Genomic DNA, 15,898 nt, shown 5'->3' with positions numbered 1-15,898 from the left:
AGGACACGAACGAAACCGTTTCGTTTCGCTAGCGGGTGCGCTACATTCGACATGTACTCACGTACGAAACCGTGTCGTTCGGCGCGGGACTCCGGAGTGGGAAAGGGTGAGAAGCATGACTGAGGTCGCGACGGCGCGTCGCAGTCGGATCACGCCCGAGCGCGAGGCCGAGCTGTACGGGGCCGTGCTCGAACTGCTCCGTGAGGTCGGCTACGACGCCCTCACCATGGACGCCGTGGCCGCTCGCACCAAGTCCAGCAAGGCCACGCTCTACCGCCAGTGGGGCGGCAAGGCCGAGCTCGTCGCGAAGGCGGTACGGCACACCAAGCCCGGCGGTGCCGGCAGCCTCGCCCACATCGACACCGGATCGCTCAGGGGCGACCTGCACGCCCTCACCATGCGCTCGGACGACTGCCAGATGGAGCAGAACTCCGCGCTCATGCGAGGCCTCGCCATGGCGATCCACGGCAACCCGGATCTCCTGGCGGCGTTCAAGGAACACCTCATCGGGCCGGAGATGGCGGACTTCCGCACCATCGTGCAGCGCGCGATCGACCGCGGCGAGGTCCGCCCGGACAACCCCGCGATCGACTTCGTGATGCACATGATGATCGGCGGGTTCGCCGCCCGCTCGATGATCGACGAGCAGCCGCCGACGCAGGCGTTCCTGCTGTCGTACATCGACGCCGTGGTCCTCCCCGCCCTCGGCAACCAAGGCGACTGACCCCCTTCCCCAGCACCACCACCCTCACCTGACGTACCCGCTCATGTCGTCGGGACGATCACCCCTGCCACCCACCGGGCTGATCACCCCTGCCCCTGCACACCCCACGACCTGACCGGGAGTACGCCCACGTGGCCACTTTCCTGTACAAACTCGGCCGGCTCGCCTTCCGGCGACGGCATTTCGTCGCCCTGATCTGGGTCGCCCTGCTGACCCTCGCCGGCGTCGGCGCGGCCAGCGCCCCCGCCGCGGGCTCCTCCTCCTTCTCGATCCCCGGCACCGAGGCCCAGAAGGCCTTCGACCTGCTGGAACAGCGCTTCCCCGGGGCCAGCGCCGACGGTGCGACCGGACGCCTGGTCTTCAAGGCGCCCGAGGGCGAGAAGATGACCGACGCCGCCAACAAGGCGACCGTCGCCAAGACCGTGACCGCGCTGGGCGACGGCTCCGAGGTCGTCTCCGTCACCGATCCCTACAAGACCCACGCCGTCAGCAAGGACGGCACGGTCGCCTACCTCTCGGTGACGTACGACGCGCCCGCCATGGAGCTCAAGGACTCCACCCGGGACGCCCTGGAGGCGGCCGGGGACCAGGCCCGGGACACGGGGCTGACCGTCGAGGTCGGCGGTGACGCGCTCCAGGCCGGGGCCGAGCCGGGCGCGATCGGCGAGGTCGTCGGTCTCGCCATCGCCGCGGTCGTCCTGGTCATCACCCTCGGCTCGCTGGTCGCGGCCGGGCTGCCGCTGCTGACGGCCATCATCGGCGTCGGTATCGGCGTCTCCACCATCACCGCCCTCGCCAAGACGCTCGACCTCGGCGACAACACCTCCACGCTCGCGCTGATGATCGGCCTCGCGGTCGGCATCGACTACGCCCTCTTCATCGTCTCCCGCTACCGCGGCGAGCTGGCCGAGGGCCGCGACCGCGAGGAAGCGGCCGGCCGGGCCACCGGTACGGCGGGCTCGGCGGTGGTCTTCGCCGGCCTCACGGTCGTCATCGCGCTGGCCGGACTGTCGGTGGTCGGTGTGCCGATGCTCAGCAAGATGGGCCTCGCGGCGGCGGGCACCGTCGTGATCGCCGTCCTCATCGCGCTGACGATGATCCCGGCGCTGCTCGGGTACGCGGGCCGGAAGATCCGGCCGGCGGGCGAGAAGCGCAAGAAGTCCTCGGAGAAGACCGCCGGGAAGCCCAACCTCGGCACGCGCTGGGCGAGCTTCGTCATCCGCCGTCCGGCCGTCGTGCTCCTGCTCGGCGTCGTCGGTCTGGGCGCGATCGCGCTGCCCGCCACCTCCCTGGAACTGGGCCTGCCCGACGACGGCTCGCAGCCGACGTCCACCACCCAGCGCCGCGCCTACGACCTGCTCTCCGAGGGCTTCGGACCCGGCTTCAACGGCCCGCTGATGGTCGTCGGCGACGCCCAGGACAGCGCCGACCCGAAGGCCGCCGCCACCGAGGTCGCGGACCGGATCAAGGGCCTGGACGACGTCGTGACGGTGACGCCCGCGACGTTCAACAAGGCCGGGGACACCTTCACCATCACCGTGATCCCGGACTCCAAGCCCTCCTCGACCAAGACCGAGGACCTGGTCCACGGCATCCGGGACGCCGGGGCGGACGTCAAGGCCGGCACCGACACCGACGTCCTGGTCACCGGCACCACGGCCATGAACATCGACTTCTCGCAGAAGCTCACCGACGCCCTGATCCCGTACCTGGCGCTGGTGGTCGGCCTGGCCTTCCTGCTGCTGATCGTGGTCTTCCGCTCGATCCTGGTCCCGCTGAAGGCGGCCCTCGGCTTCCTGCTCTCCGTCCTCGCCGCGCTCGGCGCCGTCGTCGCGGTCTTCCAGTGGGGCTGGCTGGGCGGTCTGATCGGGGTCGAGGAGACCGGCCCGATCATGTCGATGATGCCGATCTTCATGGTCGGCGTGGTCTTCGGCCTCGCGATGGACTACGAGGTGTTCCTCGTGACCCGGATGCGGGAGGCGTACGTCCACGGCGAGTCCCCGAGCCAGGCCGTGGTGACCGGGTTCAAGCACAGCGCCCGGGTCGTGGTCGCCGCCGCGGTGATCATGATGGCCGTCTTCGGCGGCTTCATCAGCTCCAGCGAGTCGATGATCAAGATGATCGGCTTCGGCCTCGCGATCGCGGTCTTCTTCGACGCGTTCGTCGTCCGCATGGCGATCGTCCCGGCGGTGCTCGCCCTGCTCGGCAAGAAGGCCTGGTGGCTGCCGAAGTGGCTGGACCGCGCCCTGCCGCACGTGGACGTCGAGGGCGAGGGGCTGCGCAGGCTGGACGACGACAAGAGGGACGACGAGGATCGGGAGCTCGTAGGGGTCTGACGTACCGATCCTGAACAGCCTGGACCGGGGCCGTGGTGCAGTCCGCTGCACCGCGGCCCCGGCAGTCGGTGCCGTTGTCAGTGCCCGGGGCTAACGTGGCGGACATGACCACACTTGCCGCACGACCCCGCACGGCCCTGCTCGTGATCGACGTCCAGAAGGGTGTCGTGGCCGAGGCCCACCAGCGCGACGCCGTCGTCGCCAACATCGCCGCGCTCGTCGACCGGGCCCGCGAGGAGGGCGTCCCGGTGGTCTGGGTCCAGCACTCCGACGACGACCTGGTGAAGGGCAGCGAAGCCTGGGAGTACGCGCCGGAGCTGATACGCCGGGACACCGAGGCGCTCATCCACAAGAACTTCGGCGACTCCTTCGAGGAGACCGAGCTGGAGGACGTCCTCGCGGCGGCCGAAGCGGGCCATCTCGTGGTGACCGGGGCATCGACCGACGCCTGCATCCGCTCCACCATCCACGGCGCGTTCGTCCGCGGCTACGACGTCACGCTCGTCGGCGACGCCCACACCACGGACGACAACAGCAAGTGGGGCGCCCCGCCCCCGGACCAGGTCATCGCCCACACCAACCTGTACTGGCAATACCACTCGGCGCCCGGGCGGACGGCGGCGGTGGCGGACACGAAGGACGTCACGTTCGAGTGACCTTTGAGCACCCGGCTTAACCGGTCGCCTGTGCCCTACACGCACCGCTAGCGTGCGGTGCATGACGACCACCGACAGCCCAGCGGGCACCGCCGATTCCGGCGCCCACCCCCTGTTCGCCGAGGCCCTGCGCGCGAAGGGGCTCGACGACCTCCACCGGCAGGTCCGCCGCTTCCCGGAGGCCACCCGGACCGCCGCCGAGGCTGCCGCGGCGATCGGCTGCGAGCTCAGCCAGATCTGCAAGTCGCTGATCTTCGCGGCCGACGGGGTGCCGGTGCTGGTGCTGATGGACGGGGCCTCCCGGGTCGACGTCGAGCTGGTGCGGAGGGAGCTCGGCGCCGAGAAGGTGACGCGGGCCAAGGCGGACGTCGTACGGGAGACCACCGGGTACGCCATCGGGGGAGTGCCGCCCTTCGGGCACCGTACGACGACACGGGTGCTGGCCGACCGGTCGCTGCTGGAGCACGACCTCGTGTGGGCCGCCGCCGGCCATCCGCACGCCGTGTTCCCCATCGCGCCCGAGGACCTCGTCGCGCACGCCGGAGCCACCCTCGTGGACGTGCGCGAGCACACCCCGTGACGCCGGTCGTCACCGCGGCGGTGCTGTGCGCCGCGGTCACGCACGCCAGCTGGAACGCCATCGCGCACAAGATCACCGACAAGCTCGTCGGGTTCACCCTCATCGCGGGCGGCGGGACGCTGATCGGGTTGGTCATGGTGCCGTTCGTGGCGATACCGGCGGCGGGGGCGTGGCCGTATCTCCTCGCCTCCGCCGTGATCCACGTCGTGTACTACATGCTGCTGATGACGTCCTTCCGGCTGGGGGACTTCGGGCAGGCGTATCCCCTTGCCCGGGGCAGCGCGCCCCTGGTGGTCACCGTCCTCGCCGCCGTCTTCGCCCACGAGGTGCCGGACGGGTGGGCCGCCGCCGGGATCGGGGTGTCCTGCGCCGGGCTGACCGGCGTCGCACTGTGGGGGCTGCGGGGGCGCCGGCCCGACTGGGCGGCGATCGGGGCCGCGTTGGCGACGGGGCTGTCCATCGCCGCGTACACCGTCGTCGACGGGCTCGGGGTGCGGGCCTCCGGGTCGTCGCTCGGGTACATCGCCTGGCTGATGGCCATCGAGGGCGTGTGCGTACCGGCGTACGCGCTCTACCGCTGGCGCGGTCAACTGGTCGCCGAACTGCGGCCGTTCGCGGCGGTCGGGCTGCTCGGTGCCGCGCTGTCCGTCGCCGCGTACGGGCTCGTGCTGTGGGCGCAGACCAAGGCCGAGCTGGCGCCGATCGCGGCGCTGCGGGAGTCGTCGATCATCGTCGGCGCGGCCATCGGGGCGGTGTTCTTCAAGGAGCGGTTCGGGGCGCCGCGGATCGTGGCCGCCGGGCTGCTGGTGACCGGGATCGGGCTCATGCTGCACGCCGGGTGACGGACCGCTCACTGGCTAGTCTGTGCCCCCATGAGCGGCGTCTTCATCAACTACCGCAGGGGCGGGCACTCCGGTGTCGTCGACGATCTCGACGCGGCGCTCGCGCGGCACTTCGGCAGGGACCAGGTGTTCCTGGACCGGCCGTCCCTGCTGCCGGGGCAGCGGTTCGCGGACGCGCTGGCGGAGCGGGTCGCCGACTGCGACGCGCTGATCGCCGTGCTCCACCCCGGGTGGGCGGACGAACGGCAGCCGTCCGGGGCGCGGCGGCTGGACGAGCCGGAGGACTGGGTTCGGCGGGAGATCGAATGGGCGCTGGCGGACGGGAAGTTCGTCCTCCCGGTGCTGCTCGACGGCGCCGAGATGCCCACCGCGGCCGAGCTGCCGGTCACGCTCCGGGCGCTCGCCGGCCTCAACGCGCCCCGGCTGCGGGCGGCGCACCGGACCGCCGACCTCGCCGTGGTGGTCGCCGCGCTGGAAGGCGTCGTCCGCCCGGACTGGCGGCCCGTCGAGCCGCCCGAGGAGCGCGCGGCACGGCCGGGCGGGCGGTGGCTCGCGGCGCTGACCGCAGCGGTGGCCGCCGCGGTGCTCGTCGGCGTGCCGCTGCTGCCCCAGGACGACGACTGGGTCGGCACCGACGTCCTGCCGTACACCCTGACCGCCGCCCTGATGTGCTGCCTCCTGCTCTGCGCCCCGCTGATCGCGGTCGCCGCCGTGCGGCTCGTACGACGGTCCGTCGACGACCTGGAGCGCGAGCTGCACGCCGTCCGGCACCGCACCTACATCCGCGGGACCTGGCCCGTCGGCGTCGGGCTCGTCCTGGTCGGGGTGTACGGCGCGCTCCGCGGCGACCTGGGCATGGTGCAGGCGCTGGTCCTGCTGCTGGTGCTGGGCGTGGCGGTCGCCCGGGCGGCGGCCGCCGACATCCGGCTGCGCCGACGCGACGACGAGCTGTGGGCCCGCTGGCCGCACCGGCTGCCCGACCGCGTGAACCGGGCCGAACTGCGCCGCGCCGTCGCCCGGCTCCACCTGCGCCTCGACCGGATGACCGCCCCGCTCTCGCGCGAACAGCGGGAGAAGGCCGACTGGGAGCTGGACGACATCGCCGGGGCGCTGCGGCGGACGGCGCGGGAGGCGGCCCGGACACGGGGGCTCTGGCTGCGGCGGGACCATCCGTGGCTGTGCGCCCTCTACACGGTGTGGCTGGCGCTGCTCACCGCGCTGGCGGCCGCGTCGGGGCGGGCCTTCGCCGACGCCGGGGAGGGGACGGTCCGGCGGTACGTGACGCTGGGGGTGGTCGTCCTGCTCGGGGTGCTGCTCGCGTTCGGCACGCTGGAGATCGCGTACCGGTACCAGCGGCGGCAACGGCGGGAGCTGGTGCGGCAGATCGACGGGTACCGGGAGTCGCTGGCCGCGCGCGTGGCCGGGATGAGCCTCCCGCCACGCGTCAAGGCGACGGCGCCGGCACCGCGGCCCGAGGAGTACGCGGAGCCCGAATAGGAAGCGGCGGCTCGGGAGTCGTCCGCCGGACCGACTGGTCGCGGCCGCCCCTGCGGTAGCACTCTGGAAGGAGTTCTTCCGGAGGTGATCGACATGATGCGCACCACTGTGGGATGGCACGTCGAGATGGAGTTCATGGAGGACGACGAGCACACCCGGGCGGTGGCCATGGTCCGGCTGCCCGACGGCAGCGAGGTACGGGCCCACGGCCAGGCCAGCCGCCACCACACCGACTCCAATCAACCGCGGGTCGGCGAGGAGATCGCCGGGGCCCGCGCGCTCAACGAACTCGCCATGCGGTTGCTGACCAAGGCGCACGGCGAGATCGACGCGGCGTCCGGGCGGACGTCCCACCCGATCCACGTATAGCTACGCGGCCGGCTGCACGGCCGCTCGCACCGCCCGCACCAGCGCCTGCGCCCGCGGATCCGCCGTGACCGTCTTGCGCAGGCCGTTGGTCACATAGCCGAAGGCGATGCCCGACTCCGGGTCGGCGAACCCGAGGGAACCGCCGCGACCGGGGTGGCCGAAGGAGCCCGGACCGAGGAACGGGGACGCGCTGCCGTGCAGCATGTAGCCGAGGCCGAAACGGGTGTTGACCACCAGCACCCGGTCCGGCCCCGCCGACTCCTCCGCGCGGGCGCGCTCTACCGTGTCCGGGGACAGCAGCCGCACACCGTCCACCTCGCCGATCGTCGCCGCGTAGAAACGGGCCAGACCGTCGGCCGTGGCGATCCCGTTGGTCGCGGGCAGGGCGCTCGCCCGGTAGGCCGGGTCGTTCTGGTCCGGGAAGGGGGTGATCGCGCCGAAGGCGCGGTTGGTGAGGGAGCCGGGGTCCTCGTAGGCCTCGGTCACCGAACGCTTGGGGCGCATCCGCAGCGCGGCGGCGGCCTCCGGCGCGGCGACCGGGCCCACGCGCCCGGCCCGGTGCGCCTGCGCGTCCGGCAGCCCCAGCCACAGGTCCGCCCCGAGCGGCCCGGCGATCCGCTCGGCGATCCACTCACCCGTGCCGAGCCCCGTCACCCGCCGCACCAGCTCGTCCAGCAGCCAGCCGTACGTCAGCGCGTGATAGCCGTGGTCCGTGCCGGGCTCCCACACGGGCGCCTGCGCGGCCACGGCCGCCGGGCCCTTCGACGGGTCCAGGGCCTGCTCGGGCGTGATCGGGTGGTCGAGGACCGGCAGCCCGGCGCGGTGGTTGAGCACATGCCGGACCAGCACCCGCTCCTTCCCGTGCGCCTTGAACTCCGGCCAGTACTCGCCGACCGGCGCGTCCAGGTCCAGCCGCCCGCGCTCGGCCAGCATCAGGGGTACGGCGGCGGCGACGCCCTTGGTCGCCGAGCGCACGATCTGGGCGGTGCCGCGCTGCCACGGCTCGGTGCCGTCGACGTCCTTCGCCCCCGCCCAGAGATCGACGACTTTGTGCCCGTCCCGGTAGACGGCGACGGCCGCGCCGCGGTCCCCGAGGTGCTCGAAGTTCCGGACGAACGCGTCCCTGACCGGCTCGAAGCCCTCGGCGACTGTGCCGTTCACGTCCACGGCCGTACTCCTCTGCGTGCTGCTCGGTGCGGTGGGTGTCCCCCCATCAGCCAAGCAGGATCGTCACGTCGATGTTCCCGCGGGTCGCGTTGGAGTACGGGCACACCTCGTGGGCGGCGTCCACCAGCTTGCTCGCGATGTCCTGGTCGAGCACGGGGAGCGAGACGCTGAGGGCGACCGCGAGACCGTAGCCGCGCTGGGCGTTGGGGCCGATGCCGACCTTCGCGGCGACCGTGGAACCGGTCAGGTCGAAGCCGGCGCGGCGGCCCACCAGCACCAGCGCGTTGTGGAAGCAGGCGCTGAAGCCCGCCGCGAACAGCTGCTCCGGGTTGGTGCCGTTGCCGTCGCCGCCCAGCGCCGGAGGCATCGCGACCTTCAGCGCGATCTGCCCGTCCTGACTGGTGACATAGCCGTCCCGGCCGCCGTGGGCGGTGGCCTCGGCGACGTACATGATCTTCGTCGGACGGGTGTCGACGACGGTGGTGTCACTCATGGCTGGCCCCCCAGGGAACGAGCGTGCGCAAATACATCGTGCACAAGGTACCCGTCGGTAGGTCGGCCTTGAGCGAGTAGGGGGTGGCGACCGGCGGTAACAGGAGGTCAGTGGGGGCGCTCGGCCGCCGTGTGCGCCTTCTCCGCGAGCTCCCACAACTCCTCGCGCAACCTCGCGACCCCGGCGGTGTCGAGCCCCGTCGCGGACAGGAGCGCGCCGGGTACGCGCGCCGCGCGCTCCCGCAGTTCCTCCCCGCGCCCCGTGCACGCGACGAGCACCGAGCGCTCGTCGTGGGCCGCGCGCTCCCGGCGCACCACCCCCGCGCCCTCCAGCCGCTTGAGCAACGGCGACACCGTGCCGTAGTCGAGCCGCAGCGCCGCCGCCAGCTCCTTCACCGTCGTCTCGCCGCGCTCCCAGAGCACGAGCAGCACCAGGTACTGCGGGTAGGTGAGACCCAGCTCCTCCAGCAGCGGGCGGTACGCGGCCGTCACGGCGCGCTGGGCGGCGTACAGCGCGAAACACAGTTGCTCGTCGAGGAGCAGTGAGCCGTCGACCGCTGTGGGGTCCTCGTTCGTCACGCGCCCATTGTCACGGACGGTCCGACCCGGCGGACACCGAACGAGGGTCGAAGCCGAACGGCAGCTCCAGGCGGTGGGCGCGCATCAGGTCGTCGTCGGAGAGCAGCTCGGCCGTCTTGCCGTCGGCCGCGATGACGCCCTCGCTGAGGATGAGGGAGCGCGGGCACAGCTCCAGGGCGTACGGGAGGTCGTGCGTGACCATGAGGACCGTGACGTCCAGGGAGCGCAGGATGTCGGCGAGTTCGCGCCGGGAGGCGGGGTCGAGGTTGGAGGACGGTTCGTCGAGGACGAGGATCTCCGGCTCCATGGCGAGCACGGTCGCGACGGCGACCCGGCGGCGCTGGCCGAAGGAGAGGTGGTGCGGCGGCCGGTCCTTGAACTCGGCCATGCCGACGCGCGCCAGCGCACGCTCCACGCGCGCCTCCAGTTCCGCGCCCTTCACGCCCGCGGCCGCCGGCCCGAACGCGACGTCCTCGCGCACGGTCGGCATGAACAGCTGGTCGTCGGGGTCCTGGAAGACGATCCCGACCCGCCGCCGGATCTCCGCCATGTGCCGCTTGCCGACGGGCAGTCCGGCGACGTGCACGGTGCCGGTGCCGCCGGACAGGATGCCGTTGAGGTGCAGCACGAGGGTCGTCTTGCCGGCGCCGTTCGGCCCGAGCAGCGCGACCCGTTCGCCGCGCGCGACGGAGAAGTCCACGCCGAACAGGGCCTGATGCCCGTCGGGGTAGGCGAAGGCGAGGCCGGAGACCTCCAGAGAAGCGGTCACGTCATCCAGCCCGCTCACAGTGTCCAACCCACTCCCCGCGTCCAACCCACTCCCCGCGTCCAACCCGCTCACAGCATCCAGCTCACTCACAGCATCCATCCCAACAGGCATACGAGCAGAGCCGCACCCGGCAGCGTGAACGCGTACGTCCACTGCGCCCGGGACGCGGTCACCTCGTCGATGACCGGCATCGAACCGGCGTATCCCCGGCTCACCATGGCGAGGTGCACGCGCTCGCCGCGCTCGTAGGACCGGATGAACAGGGCGCCCGCCGACTTAGCGAGCACCCCCCAGTGCTTCACACCCCGGGCCTCGAAACCGCGTGACTCGCGGGCGATCCGCATGCGCCGCATCTCGTCCGTGATGACGTCGCCGTACCGGATCATGAAGGAGGCGATCTGCACGAGCAGCGGCGGCAGCTTCAACCGCTGGAGACCCAGGAGCAGTTCCCGCAGCTCGGTCGTGGACGCCAGCAGCACGGACGCGGCGACGCCGAGCGTGCCCTTGGCGAGCACGTTCCAGGCGCCCCACAGTCCGCTGACGCTCAGCGAGACGCCCAGCACCTCCACCCGCTCGCCCTCCGCCACGAACGGCATGAGCACCGCGAACGCGACGAACGGCACCTCGATCAGCAGCCGCTTCAGCAGGAAGCCGGCGGGCACGCGCGCGACGTACGCGACGACGCCCAGCAGGACCGCGTACAGCGCGAACGCCCACATCGCCTCGCGCGGGGTCGAGACGACGACCACCACGAAGCAGAACACCGCGGCGAGCTTGGTGTGCGGCGGCAGGGCGTGCACGGGGGAGTGCCCGTGCCGGTAGAGCCTGTGCGCGTGTCCGGCGCCCATGTCAGACGCCCGCGCTCACGGGGGAGGCGTCGTCGGCCGTACGCCGCCTGCGCACCGCCCAGAACACGGCGCTGCCCGCGACGACCGTGACGCCGACGCCGATCACGCCCGCGAGACCGCCGGAGAGCCGGGCGTCGTCGACGTCCTTGACGCCGTAGTCGGCGAGCGGGGAGTCGGCGGAGGCGTGCTTCTCGGTCTTCTGGTCGATGCCCTGGTCGGCGGCGACCTTTTCCAGGCCGTCGGGGCTGGCGGAGGCGTAGAAGCTGACGCCGCCCGCGAGGACGAGGGAGGTGACCAGTCCGGCCAGCCACACCTTGCGGTGCGAGCGGGCGGCGACGGGGACGGCCACCGGGTCGGGCGCGTCGACGAGTGCGCCGTTGACCCGCAGCTTGAGCCGCTGGCGCAGGTCACGGGCGCCGTACACGAGGTCCGGGCGTACGGCGACGACGGCGCCGACCGTCAGCGCGGTGATCGTGGCCTCGCCGATGCCGATCAGGACGTGCACGCCGACCATCGCGGTGGTGACCTTGCCGATGGAGACGTCGGTGGTGCCGCCGACCCAGTAGATCAGCGTGAAGGCGACGGCCGCGGCCGGGACGGACAGCAGCGCGGCGGCGAAGGAGGCCACCGTGATCGACCGGCGCCCCCGCGGCAGCACCTTCACCAGGGCGCGGAAGACGGCGTAGGCCACGACCGTCGTCACCACCGCCATGTCCGTGATGTTCACGCCGAGCGCGGTCAGCCCGCCGTCCGCGAAGAGGATGCCCTGCATGAGCAGCACCACGGAGACGCACAGCACGCCGGTGTAGGGGCCGACGAGGATCGCCGCGAGGGCACCGCCCAGGAGGTGGCCGCTGGTGCCCGCGGCGACGGGGAAGTTGAGCATCTGCACGGCGAAGATGAACGCCGCCACGAGCCCCGCCAGCGGCGCGGTCCGCTCGTCGAGCTCGCGGCGCGCGCCGCGCAGGCTCACGGCGACGGCGGTCGCGGCGACCACTCCGGTGGCGGCGGACACGGGGGCGTCTATGAATCCGTCAGGCACATGCACCGTTAGATGATGCGGCTTAATGCGAACAACTTGCAAGAGCGATCCGGTTGTGGGGGGCGTCCGGGAGCGCGTTCCCGAAAATATGCGACATTGGAAAGGAAGCGGTCGCACAGCCTCCGCACAGGTCACTCAGCGTAAGGGGCCGAGCCGATGTCCGTAGTCGAGCAGTACGCGCGAGCCCATATCGTCACGGACGCCGACATCACGGTCGCCGAACCCGAGGCCGTCCCCGTCGTCCTGCGCTACGACCCCGACACCGACCCGCGCACCGTGCGCGTCGGCCTGCCCGGCCCGCACGAGTGGACCTTCGAGCGGGCCCTCCTGGAACAGGGCCTGCGGGCGCCGGTCGAGGCCGGGGACGTCAGGGTGTGGCCGTGCGGACGGGTGCAGGCCGTGGTGGAGTTCCACTCCACCCAGGGCGTCTCTGTGGTGCAGTTCGAGTCCAAGGCCCTGCTCAGGTTCCTGCGCCGGACGTACACGGCCACGGCCACTCCCGTGAGCCGTTAGGGACAGGCCCTAGCTCCCCATCTTCAGCAGCGCCGCCACGATCGGCCCGGCCGTGTCACCGCCGTGGCCGCCCGCCTGGACGACGCCGGCCGCGGCGAGGTCGCCGCGGTACGCGGTGAACCAGCCGTTGGGCTTCTTCTGGCCGTCGACCTCCGCCGAGCCGGTCTTGGCGCCGACGTTGCCGTAGACGCCCTGCATCGCCTCCGCCGCCGTGCCGTAGGCCGCCGTGTACGCCATCAGCTCGCGCAGCTGGCTCAGCGTGCCCGAGGACATCGTGCGCGAGGCCTTCGCGAGGGTGCGGCCGTCCACGTCCGGGGAGACCAGGTACGGCTGCCGGAAGACGCCCGACTCGACGGTCGCCGACACCGACGCCATGTTCAGCGGGTTCATGCGCACCGCGCCCTGGCCGATCAGCGAGGCCGCCATCTGGGCCTGCGACTGCACCGGCACCGACCCGTCGAAGGTGGGCACGCCGACCGCCCAGTCGTTCATGGACAGGCCGAAGACCTGCTGGGCCTGCTTGGTCAGCGAGTCGTTCTCCAGCTTCGGCGCCTGGCTGATGAAGGCGGTGTTGCAGGAGCGGGCGAAGCTCGCCTTGAAGGTGCCGCCCTTGATCGAGAACTTGTCGTCGTTCTGGAACTTCCAGCCGCCGTACGTGAAGTACTTCGGGCACGGATGCGGCTTGTCCGCCGACGCCAGCCCCTTCTCGATCAGCAGCGAGGACGTGACGACCTTCATCGTCGAGCCCGGCGCGAGGGAGCCCTGGAAGGCCACGTTGAAGCCCTTGTTGGCGTTCGCCACGGCCAGGATCTCGCCGGTCGACGGCCGCAGCACCACTACGGACGACTGCGCCCGCTTCGCGACCTGCGCCTCGGCCGCCGCCTGGAGGGCCGGGCTGAGCGTCGTCTTCACCGTCCCCGGCGTGCCCTTGCTCAGCTCCAGCAGGGTCTTGTCGGACAGCTTGTCCTTCTTCGACTCCTCGCCGCGCACGACCTGGAGCTCGACGCCCGCCTTGCCGCCGGCCTTCTTGCCGTACTTCTCCCGCAGCCCGTCGAGCACCGACCCGAGCGAGGGGTACTTCGCGGTGGTGATCTCGCCGCCGTCCCGGTCGACGGCCTTGACCGGCGGGTTCCCGGACTCGCCGGTGACCAGGGTGTCGCCGTCCTTCAGATCCGGGTGGACGACCGCGGCGTGCCAGTCGACCTGGGGCTTGCCGGTGGTGGTGTTCCGCACGACGGTGAGCGAGCTGTCGTACGACAGCGGCTTCGACTTGCCCTTGTACGACACCGTCGCCTTCACCGCGAAGGGCACCTTGGCGCCGGTCGGGGTGCCGGGGGTGAGGGTGACGTCCTTGAGGTGGGCGTCCTTCGTGTACCCGGTGAGGAGCTTCGTGGCCGCCTCGGTGTCGCTGGTGACGGCCGCGGCCTGGGCGACCCTGCCCTGCTGCCAGGACGTCAGGAACGTCCGCGTCGCGGTGGTGACCTCGGTCGCGGACAGCGGGCCCGTCCTCACCTTCGGCTTGCCGTCGCCCGAGGCCGCCGTCGAGGACGTACGGTCCTCGGCCGCCGCGCCGCCGCCGTACAGCACGTACCCGGCGAGCCCGGCGCCGCCCACGACCACGGCGACCATCCCGCCGATCACGGCGGGACGATGCGTCCTACGTCGCTCGGCGACGCGCCTTCTCTTGCCCACAGCCTTCGTTCCTCCGCGAAATCACCGGGGTCCCCGTTGCCCTCATCCATCACCTCAACGACGGCGACCACCCTAGAGTCCCGTCCCGCGGAGGTGAGTTCAGTCTCCCGCCACCAGGACGGCCCGCACGATCGGTCCCGCCGCGTCGACACCGTGGCCGCCCTGCTCGGTCATCGCGGCCGCCGCCACATCATTGCGGAAGCCGGTGAACCAGCTGTTCGAGGTGGCGTTGCCGTCGACCTCCGCGGAGCCCGTCTTCGCGCCGATGTCGGCGCTGCCGAGGCCTTGCATGATGCCCGTCGCGGTGCCCGGCGTCTGCGTGGCCGTCAGCCGCATCATCTGCTTGAGCTGGTAGACCGTGCTCGATCGCAGCCCCTCGGCGGTGGCGAGCTCGCGGTCGTCGAGCTTCGGCGAGACCAGGTACGGCTGGCGGAAGACGCCGGTGATGGCGGTGGCCGTCACGGACGCCATGTTCAGCGGGTTCATGGTGACCTGGCCCTGGCCGATGGCGTTGGCCGCCCGGTCCGGGCCGCTGACGGCCGGGACGCTGCCGTCCTGGGAGGAGATGCCGGTCTTCCAGTTGTCGCGGCCGAGCCCGAACTTGTTCTGCGCCTCGGCCGTCAGCGATTCGTCGGTCAGCGGCTTCTCGTCGATCAGCTTGATGAAGGCCGTGTTGCAGGACCGCATGAAGCTGTTGGCGAGGGTGGCGTTCTCGTTGGGCTGCATGTTCTTGAGGTTGTGGAAGGTCTGCCCCTGCCACATCGCGTCGGGCGGGCAGGGCGCCGGGCCGTTCATCGAGGTGACGCCGTTGTCGATGAGCATCGCCGCGGTGATGATCTTCATCGTGGAGCCGGGGGCGACCTTGCCCTCGAAGGCCGCGTTGAAGCCGTCGTCCCGGTGGTTGGCGACCGCGAGCACCTCGCCGGTGCTCGGCTTGACCGCGACCACCGAGGAGTTGTCGTACCGGGTCACCGCCTTCTCGGCGGCGGCCTGCGCGCTCGCGCTGATCGTGGTCTGCAGCTTGCCCGCCTTGCCCTTGGAGAGCGTGAGGAGCGAGGTGTCGGGGGCGCCGTTGCCGTCGTGGCGGACGTAGAGCTCGACGCCCGGCGTGCCGCCCGCCCTGGGGCCGTACTTCTCGCGCAGGGCGTCCAGGATCGGGCCGAGGGAGGGGTACTTGTCCTTCGTCAGTACCTTGCCGCCCCGGTCCACGGCCTCGATGGGCGGCGTGGACGAGGAGCCGGTGACGAGACTGTCCTGGTCCGTCCGCAGCTCCGGGTGGACCACGGACGGCTTCCAGTCGACCAGCGGCTTGCCGGTGGTGAGGCCGCGCACGACGGTCAGGGAGCTCTTGTACGTCAGCGGCGCGGACTTGCCCTGGTACGACACCTTCGCCTTCACGGTGAAGGGCACCGTGGTCCGCTTCGCCGTGCCGGGCGTGATCTTCACGGCGGTGATGTGCGCGTCCTCGGCGTAGGACGTCAGCAGCGACTTCGCCGCCGCGTTGTTGTTGGTGAACTGCGCGGCGGCCGCCGCCGCGCCCTTCTCCCAGTCCGCGAAGAACTTCTCCGAGGTCTCCCGGACCTCGTCCGCGCCGAGCGGACCGGACTTCACCTCGGAGCCGCCCGCGCCGGAACCCCCGTCGCCGTTCAGCGCGGACACGATGTTGAACGCGCCGTACCCGGCCCCACCCACCATCACGGCGAACACGCTGCCGATGACGGTGACCTTGACCCCCTTGTTCATGGAACCGAACCCCTCCCCGTTATCAGTCCTCCGCACCTTAAGTGGGCCG

At 71.6% G+C, this 15,898-nt stretch carries 16 protein-coding genes; 8 read left to right on the top strand and 8 right to left on the bottom strand.

Annotated elements, in window-relative coordinates:
- Nucleotides 1-115: 115 nt before the first annotated feature.
- From EJC51_RS21560 to EJC51_RS21530, 7 genes are all read left to right on the top strand, one after another.
- Complete coding sequence (locus EJC51_RS21560) at nucleotides 116-724, top strand: TetR/AcrR family transcriptional regulator (RefSeq protein ID WP_126272594.1); 609 nt, start codon at nucleotides 116-118, stop codon at nucleotides 722-724.
- A gap of 131 nt (nucleotides 725-855) precedes the next feature.
- The gene (locus tag EJC51_RS21555; RefSeq protein ID WP_126272593.1) at nucleotides 856-3,060 is read left to right on the top strand and encodes an MMPL family transporter; all 2,205 of its coding nucleotides are present in this window, start codon (nucleotides 856-858) and stop codon (nucleotides 3,058-3,060) included.
- A 104-nt stretch (nucleotides 3,061-3,164) separates the two neighbouring features.
- Nucleotides 3,165-3,716, top strand: a complete 552-nt coding sequence (locus EJC51_RS21550) for an isochorismatase family protein (RefSeq protein WP_126272592.1) — start codon at nucleotides 3,165-3,167, stop codon at nucleotides 3,714-3,716.
- A gap of 61 nt (nucleotides 3,717-3,777) precedes the next feature.
- Nucleotides 3,778-4,296 carry a YbaK/EbsC family protein gene (locus tag EJC51_RS21545; protein ID WP_126272591.1) on the top strand — a complete coding sequence of 173 codons (519 nt, stop codon included), beginning with the start codon at nucleotides 3,778-3,780 and terminating at the stop codon, nucleotides 4,294-4,296.
- Nucleotides 4,293-5,138, top strand: coding sequence for a DMT family transporter (locus EJC51_RS21540; RefSeq protein ID WP_126272590.1), 846 nt, complete (start codon nucleotides 4,293-4,295; stop codon nucleotides 5,136-5,138). Before EJC51_RS21545 ends, EJC51_RS21540 begins: the two co-directional genes overlap by 4 nt.
- A gap of 30 nt (nucleotides 5,139-5,168) precedes the next feature.
- On the top strand, nucleotides 5,169-6,635 hold the full coding sequence (locus EJC51_RS21535) for a toll/interleukin-1 receptor domain-containing protein (RefSeq protein WP_126272589.1): 1,467 nt from the start codon (nucleotides 5,169-5,171) through the stop codon (nucleotides 6,633-6,635).
- A gap of 93 nt (nucleotides 6,636-6,728) precedes the next feature.
- Nucleotides 6,729-7,004, top strand: coding sequence for a DUF1876 domain-containing protein (locus tag EJC51_RS21530; protein WP_126272588.1), 276 nt, complete (start codon nucleotides 6,729-6,731; stop codon nucleotides 7,002-7,004).
- On the opposite strand, the gene EJC51_RS21525 is transcribed toward EJC51_RS21530, so the two are convergent.
- The 6 genes from EJC51_RS21525 to EJC51_RS21500 all read right to left on the bottom strand — a co-directional run bounded on the left by EJC51_RS21525 (nucleotide 7,005) and on the right by EJC51_RS21500 (nucleotide 11,907).
- Nucleotides 7,005-8,171 carry a serine hydrolase domain-containing protein gene (locus EJC51_RS21525; RefSeq protein WP_126272587.1) on the bottom strand — a complete coding sequence of 389 codons (1,167 nt, stop codon included), beginning with the start codon at nucleotides 8,169-8,171 and terminating at the stop codon, nucleotides 7,005-7,007.
- A 46-nt stretch (nucleotides 8,172-8,217) separates the two neighbouring features.
- Nucleotides 8,218-8,664, bottom strand: coding sequence for an organic hydroperoxide resistance protein (locus tag EJC51_RS21520; RefSeq protein WP_126272586.1), 447 nt, complete (start codon nucleotides 8,662-8,664; stop codon nucleotides 8,218-8,220).
- Between the two features lie 107 nt (nucleotides 8,665-8,771).
- Nucleotides 8,772-9,242: a MarR family winged helix-turn-helix transcriptional regulator gene (locus EJC51_RS21515; RefSeq protein WP_126272585.1), complete on the bottom strand. Its 471-nt coding sequence runs from the start codon at nucleotides 9,240-9,242 to the stop codon at nucleotides 8,772-8,774.
- 10 nt (nucleotides 9,243-9,252) lie between these two features.
- Entirely contained in the window at nucleotides 9,253-10,020 is a 768-nt protein-coding gene (locus EJC51_RS21510) for an energy-coupling factor ABC transporter ATP-binding protein (protein ID WP_126277068.1), read from the bottom strand.
- Nucleotides 10,021-10,097: 77 nt separating this feature from the next.
- The gene (cbiQ, locus tag EJC51_RS21505; RefSeq protein ID WP_126272584.1) at nucleotides 10,098-10,859 is read right to left on the bottom strand and encodes a cobalt ECF transporter T component CbiQ; all 762 of its coding nucleotides are present in this window, start codon (nucleotides 10,857-10,859) and stop codon (nucleotides 10,098-10,100) included.
- Nucleotide 10,860: 1 nt separating this feature from the next.
- The gene (locus EJC51_RS21500) at nucleotides 10,861-11,907 is read right to left on the bottom strand and encodes an energy-coupling factor ABC transporter permease (protein ID WP_126272583.1); all 1,047 of its coding nucleotides are present in this window, start codon (nucleotides 11,905-11,907) and stop codon (nucleotides 10,861-10,863) included.
- 150 nt (nucleotides 11,908-12,057) lie between these two features.
- Between EJC51_RS21500 and EJC51_RS21495 the strand changes: the two genes are divergently transcribed.
- Complete coding sequence (locus tag EJC51_RS21495; protein WP_126272582.1) at nucleotides 12,058-12,414, top strand: SsgA family sporulation/cell division regulator; 357 nt, start codon at nucleotides 12,058-12,060, stop codon at nucleotides 12,412-12,414.
- A 9-nt stretch (nucleotides 12,415-12,423) separates the two neighbouring features.
- Here the strand turns inward: EJC51_RS21495 and EJC51_RS21490 are convergent, their stop codons facing one another.
- Nucleotides 12,424-14,106, bottom strand: a complete 1,683-nt coding sequence (locus tag EJC51_RS21490) for a penicillin-binding transpeptidase domain-containing protein (RefSeq protein WP_126272581.1) — start codon at nucleotides 14,104-14,106, stop codon at nucleotides 12,424-12,426.
- A 99-nt stretch (nucleotides 14,107-14,205) separates the two neighbouring features.
- Complete coding sequence (locus tag EJC51_RS21485; RefSeq protein WP_126272580.1) at nucleotides 14,206-15,849, bottom strand: penicillin-binding transpeptidase domain-containing protein; 1,644 nt, start codon at nucleotides 15,847-15,849, stop codon at nucleotides 14,206-14,208.
- Between the last annotated feature and the right edge of the window lie 49 nt (nucleotides 15,850-15,898).

Origin of the sequence: Streptomyces aquilus, from assembly GCF_003955715.1 — a bacterium.
GTDB lineage: Bacteria > Actinomycetota > Actinomycetes > Streptomycetales > Streptomycetaceae > Streptomyces > Streptomyces aquilus.
Note: the sequence above shows the minus strand (reverse complement) of the source record. Positions and strands in the feature narration are given on the sequence as shown.

What these genes read in the sequence shown, in the direction of transcription:
- EJC51_RS21560 (WP_126272594.1), top strand. Translation starts at nt 116, where the DNA reads ATGACTGAGGTCGCGACGGCGCGTCGCAGTCGGATCACGCCCGAGCGC.
- EJC51_RS21550 (WP_126272592.1), top strand. Translation starts at nt 3,165, where the DNA reads ATGACCACACTTGCCGCACGACCCCGCACGGCCCTGCTCGTGATCGAC.
- EJC51_RS21545 (WP_126272591.1), top strand. Translation starts at nt 3,778, where the DNA reads ATGACGACCACCGACAGCCCAGCGGGCACCGCCGATTCCGGCGCCCAC.
- EJC51_RS21535 (WP_126272589.1), top strand. Translation starts at nt 5,169, where the DNA reads ATGAGCGGCGTCTTCATCAACTACCGCAGGGGCGGGCACTCCGGTGTC.
- EJC51_RS21530 (WP_126272588.1), top strand. Translation starts at nt 6,729, where the DNA reads ATGATGCGCACCACTGTGGGATGGCACGTCGAGATGGAGTTCATGGAG.
- EJC51_RS21520 (WP_126272586.1), bottom strand. Translation starts at nt 8,664, where the DNA reads ATGAGTGACACCACCGTCGTCGACACCCGTCCGACGAAGATCATGTAC.
- cbiQ (WP_126272584.1), bottom strand. Translation starts at nt 10,859, where the DNA reads ATGGGCGCCGGACACGCGCACAGGCTCTACCGGCACGGGCACTCCCCC.
- EJC51_RS21495 (WP_126272582.1), top strand. Translation starts at nt 12,058, where the DNA reads ATGTCCGTAGTCGAGCAGTACGCGCGAGCCCATATCGTCACGGACGCC.
- EJC51_RS21485 (WP_126272580.1), bottom strand. Translation starts at nt 15,849, where the DNA reads ATGAACAAGGGGGTCAAGGTCACCGTCATCGGCAGCGTGTTCGCCGTG.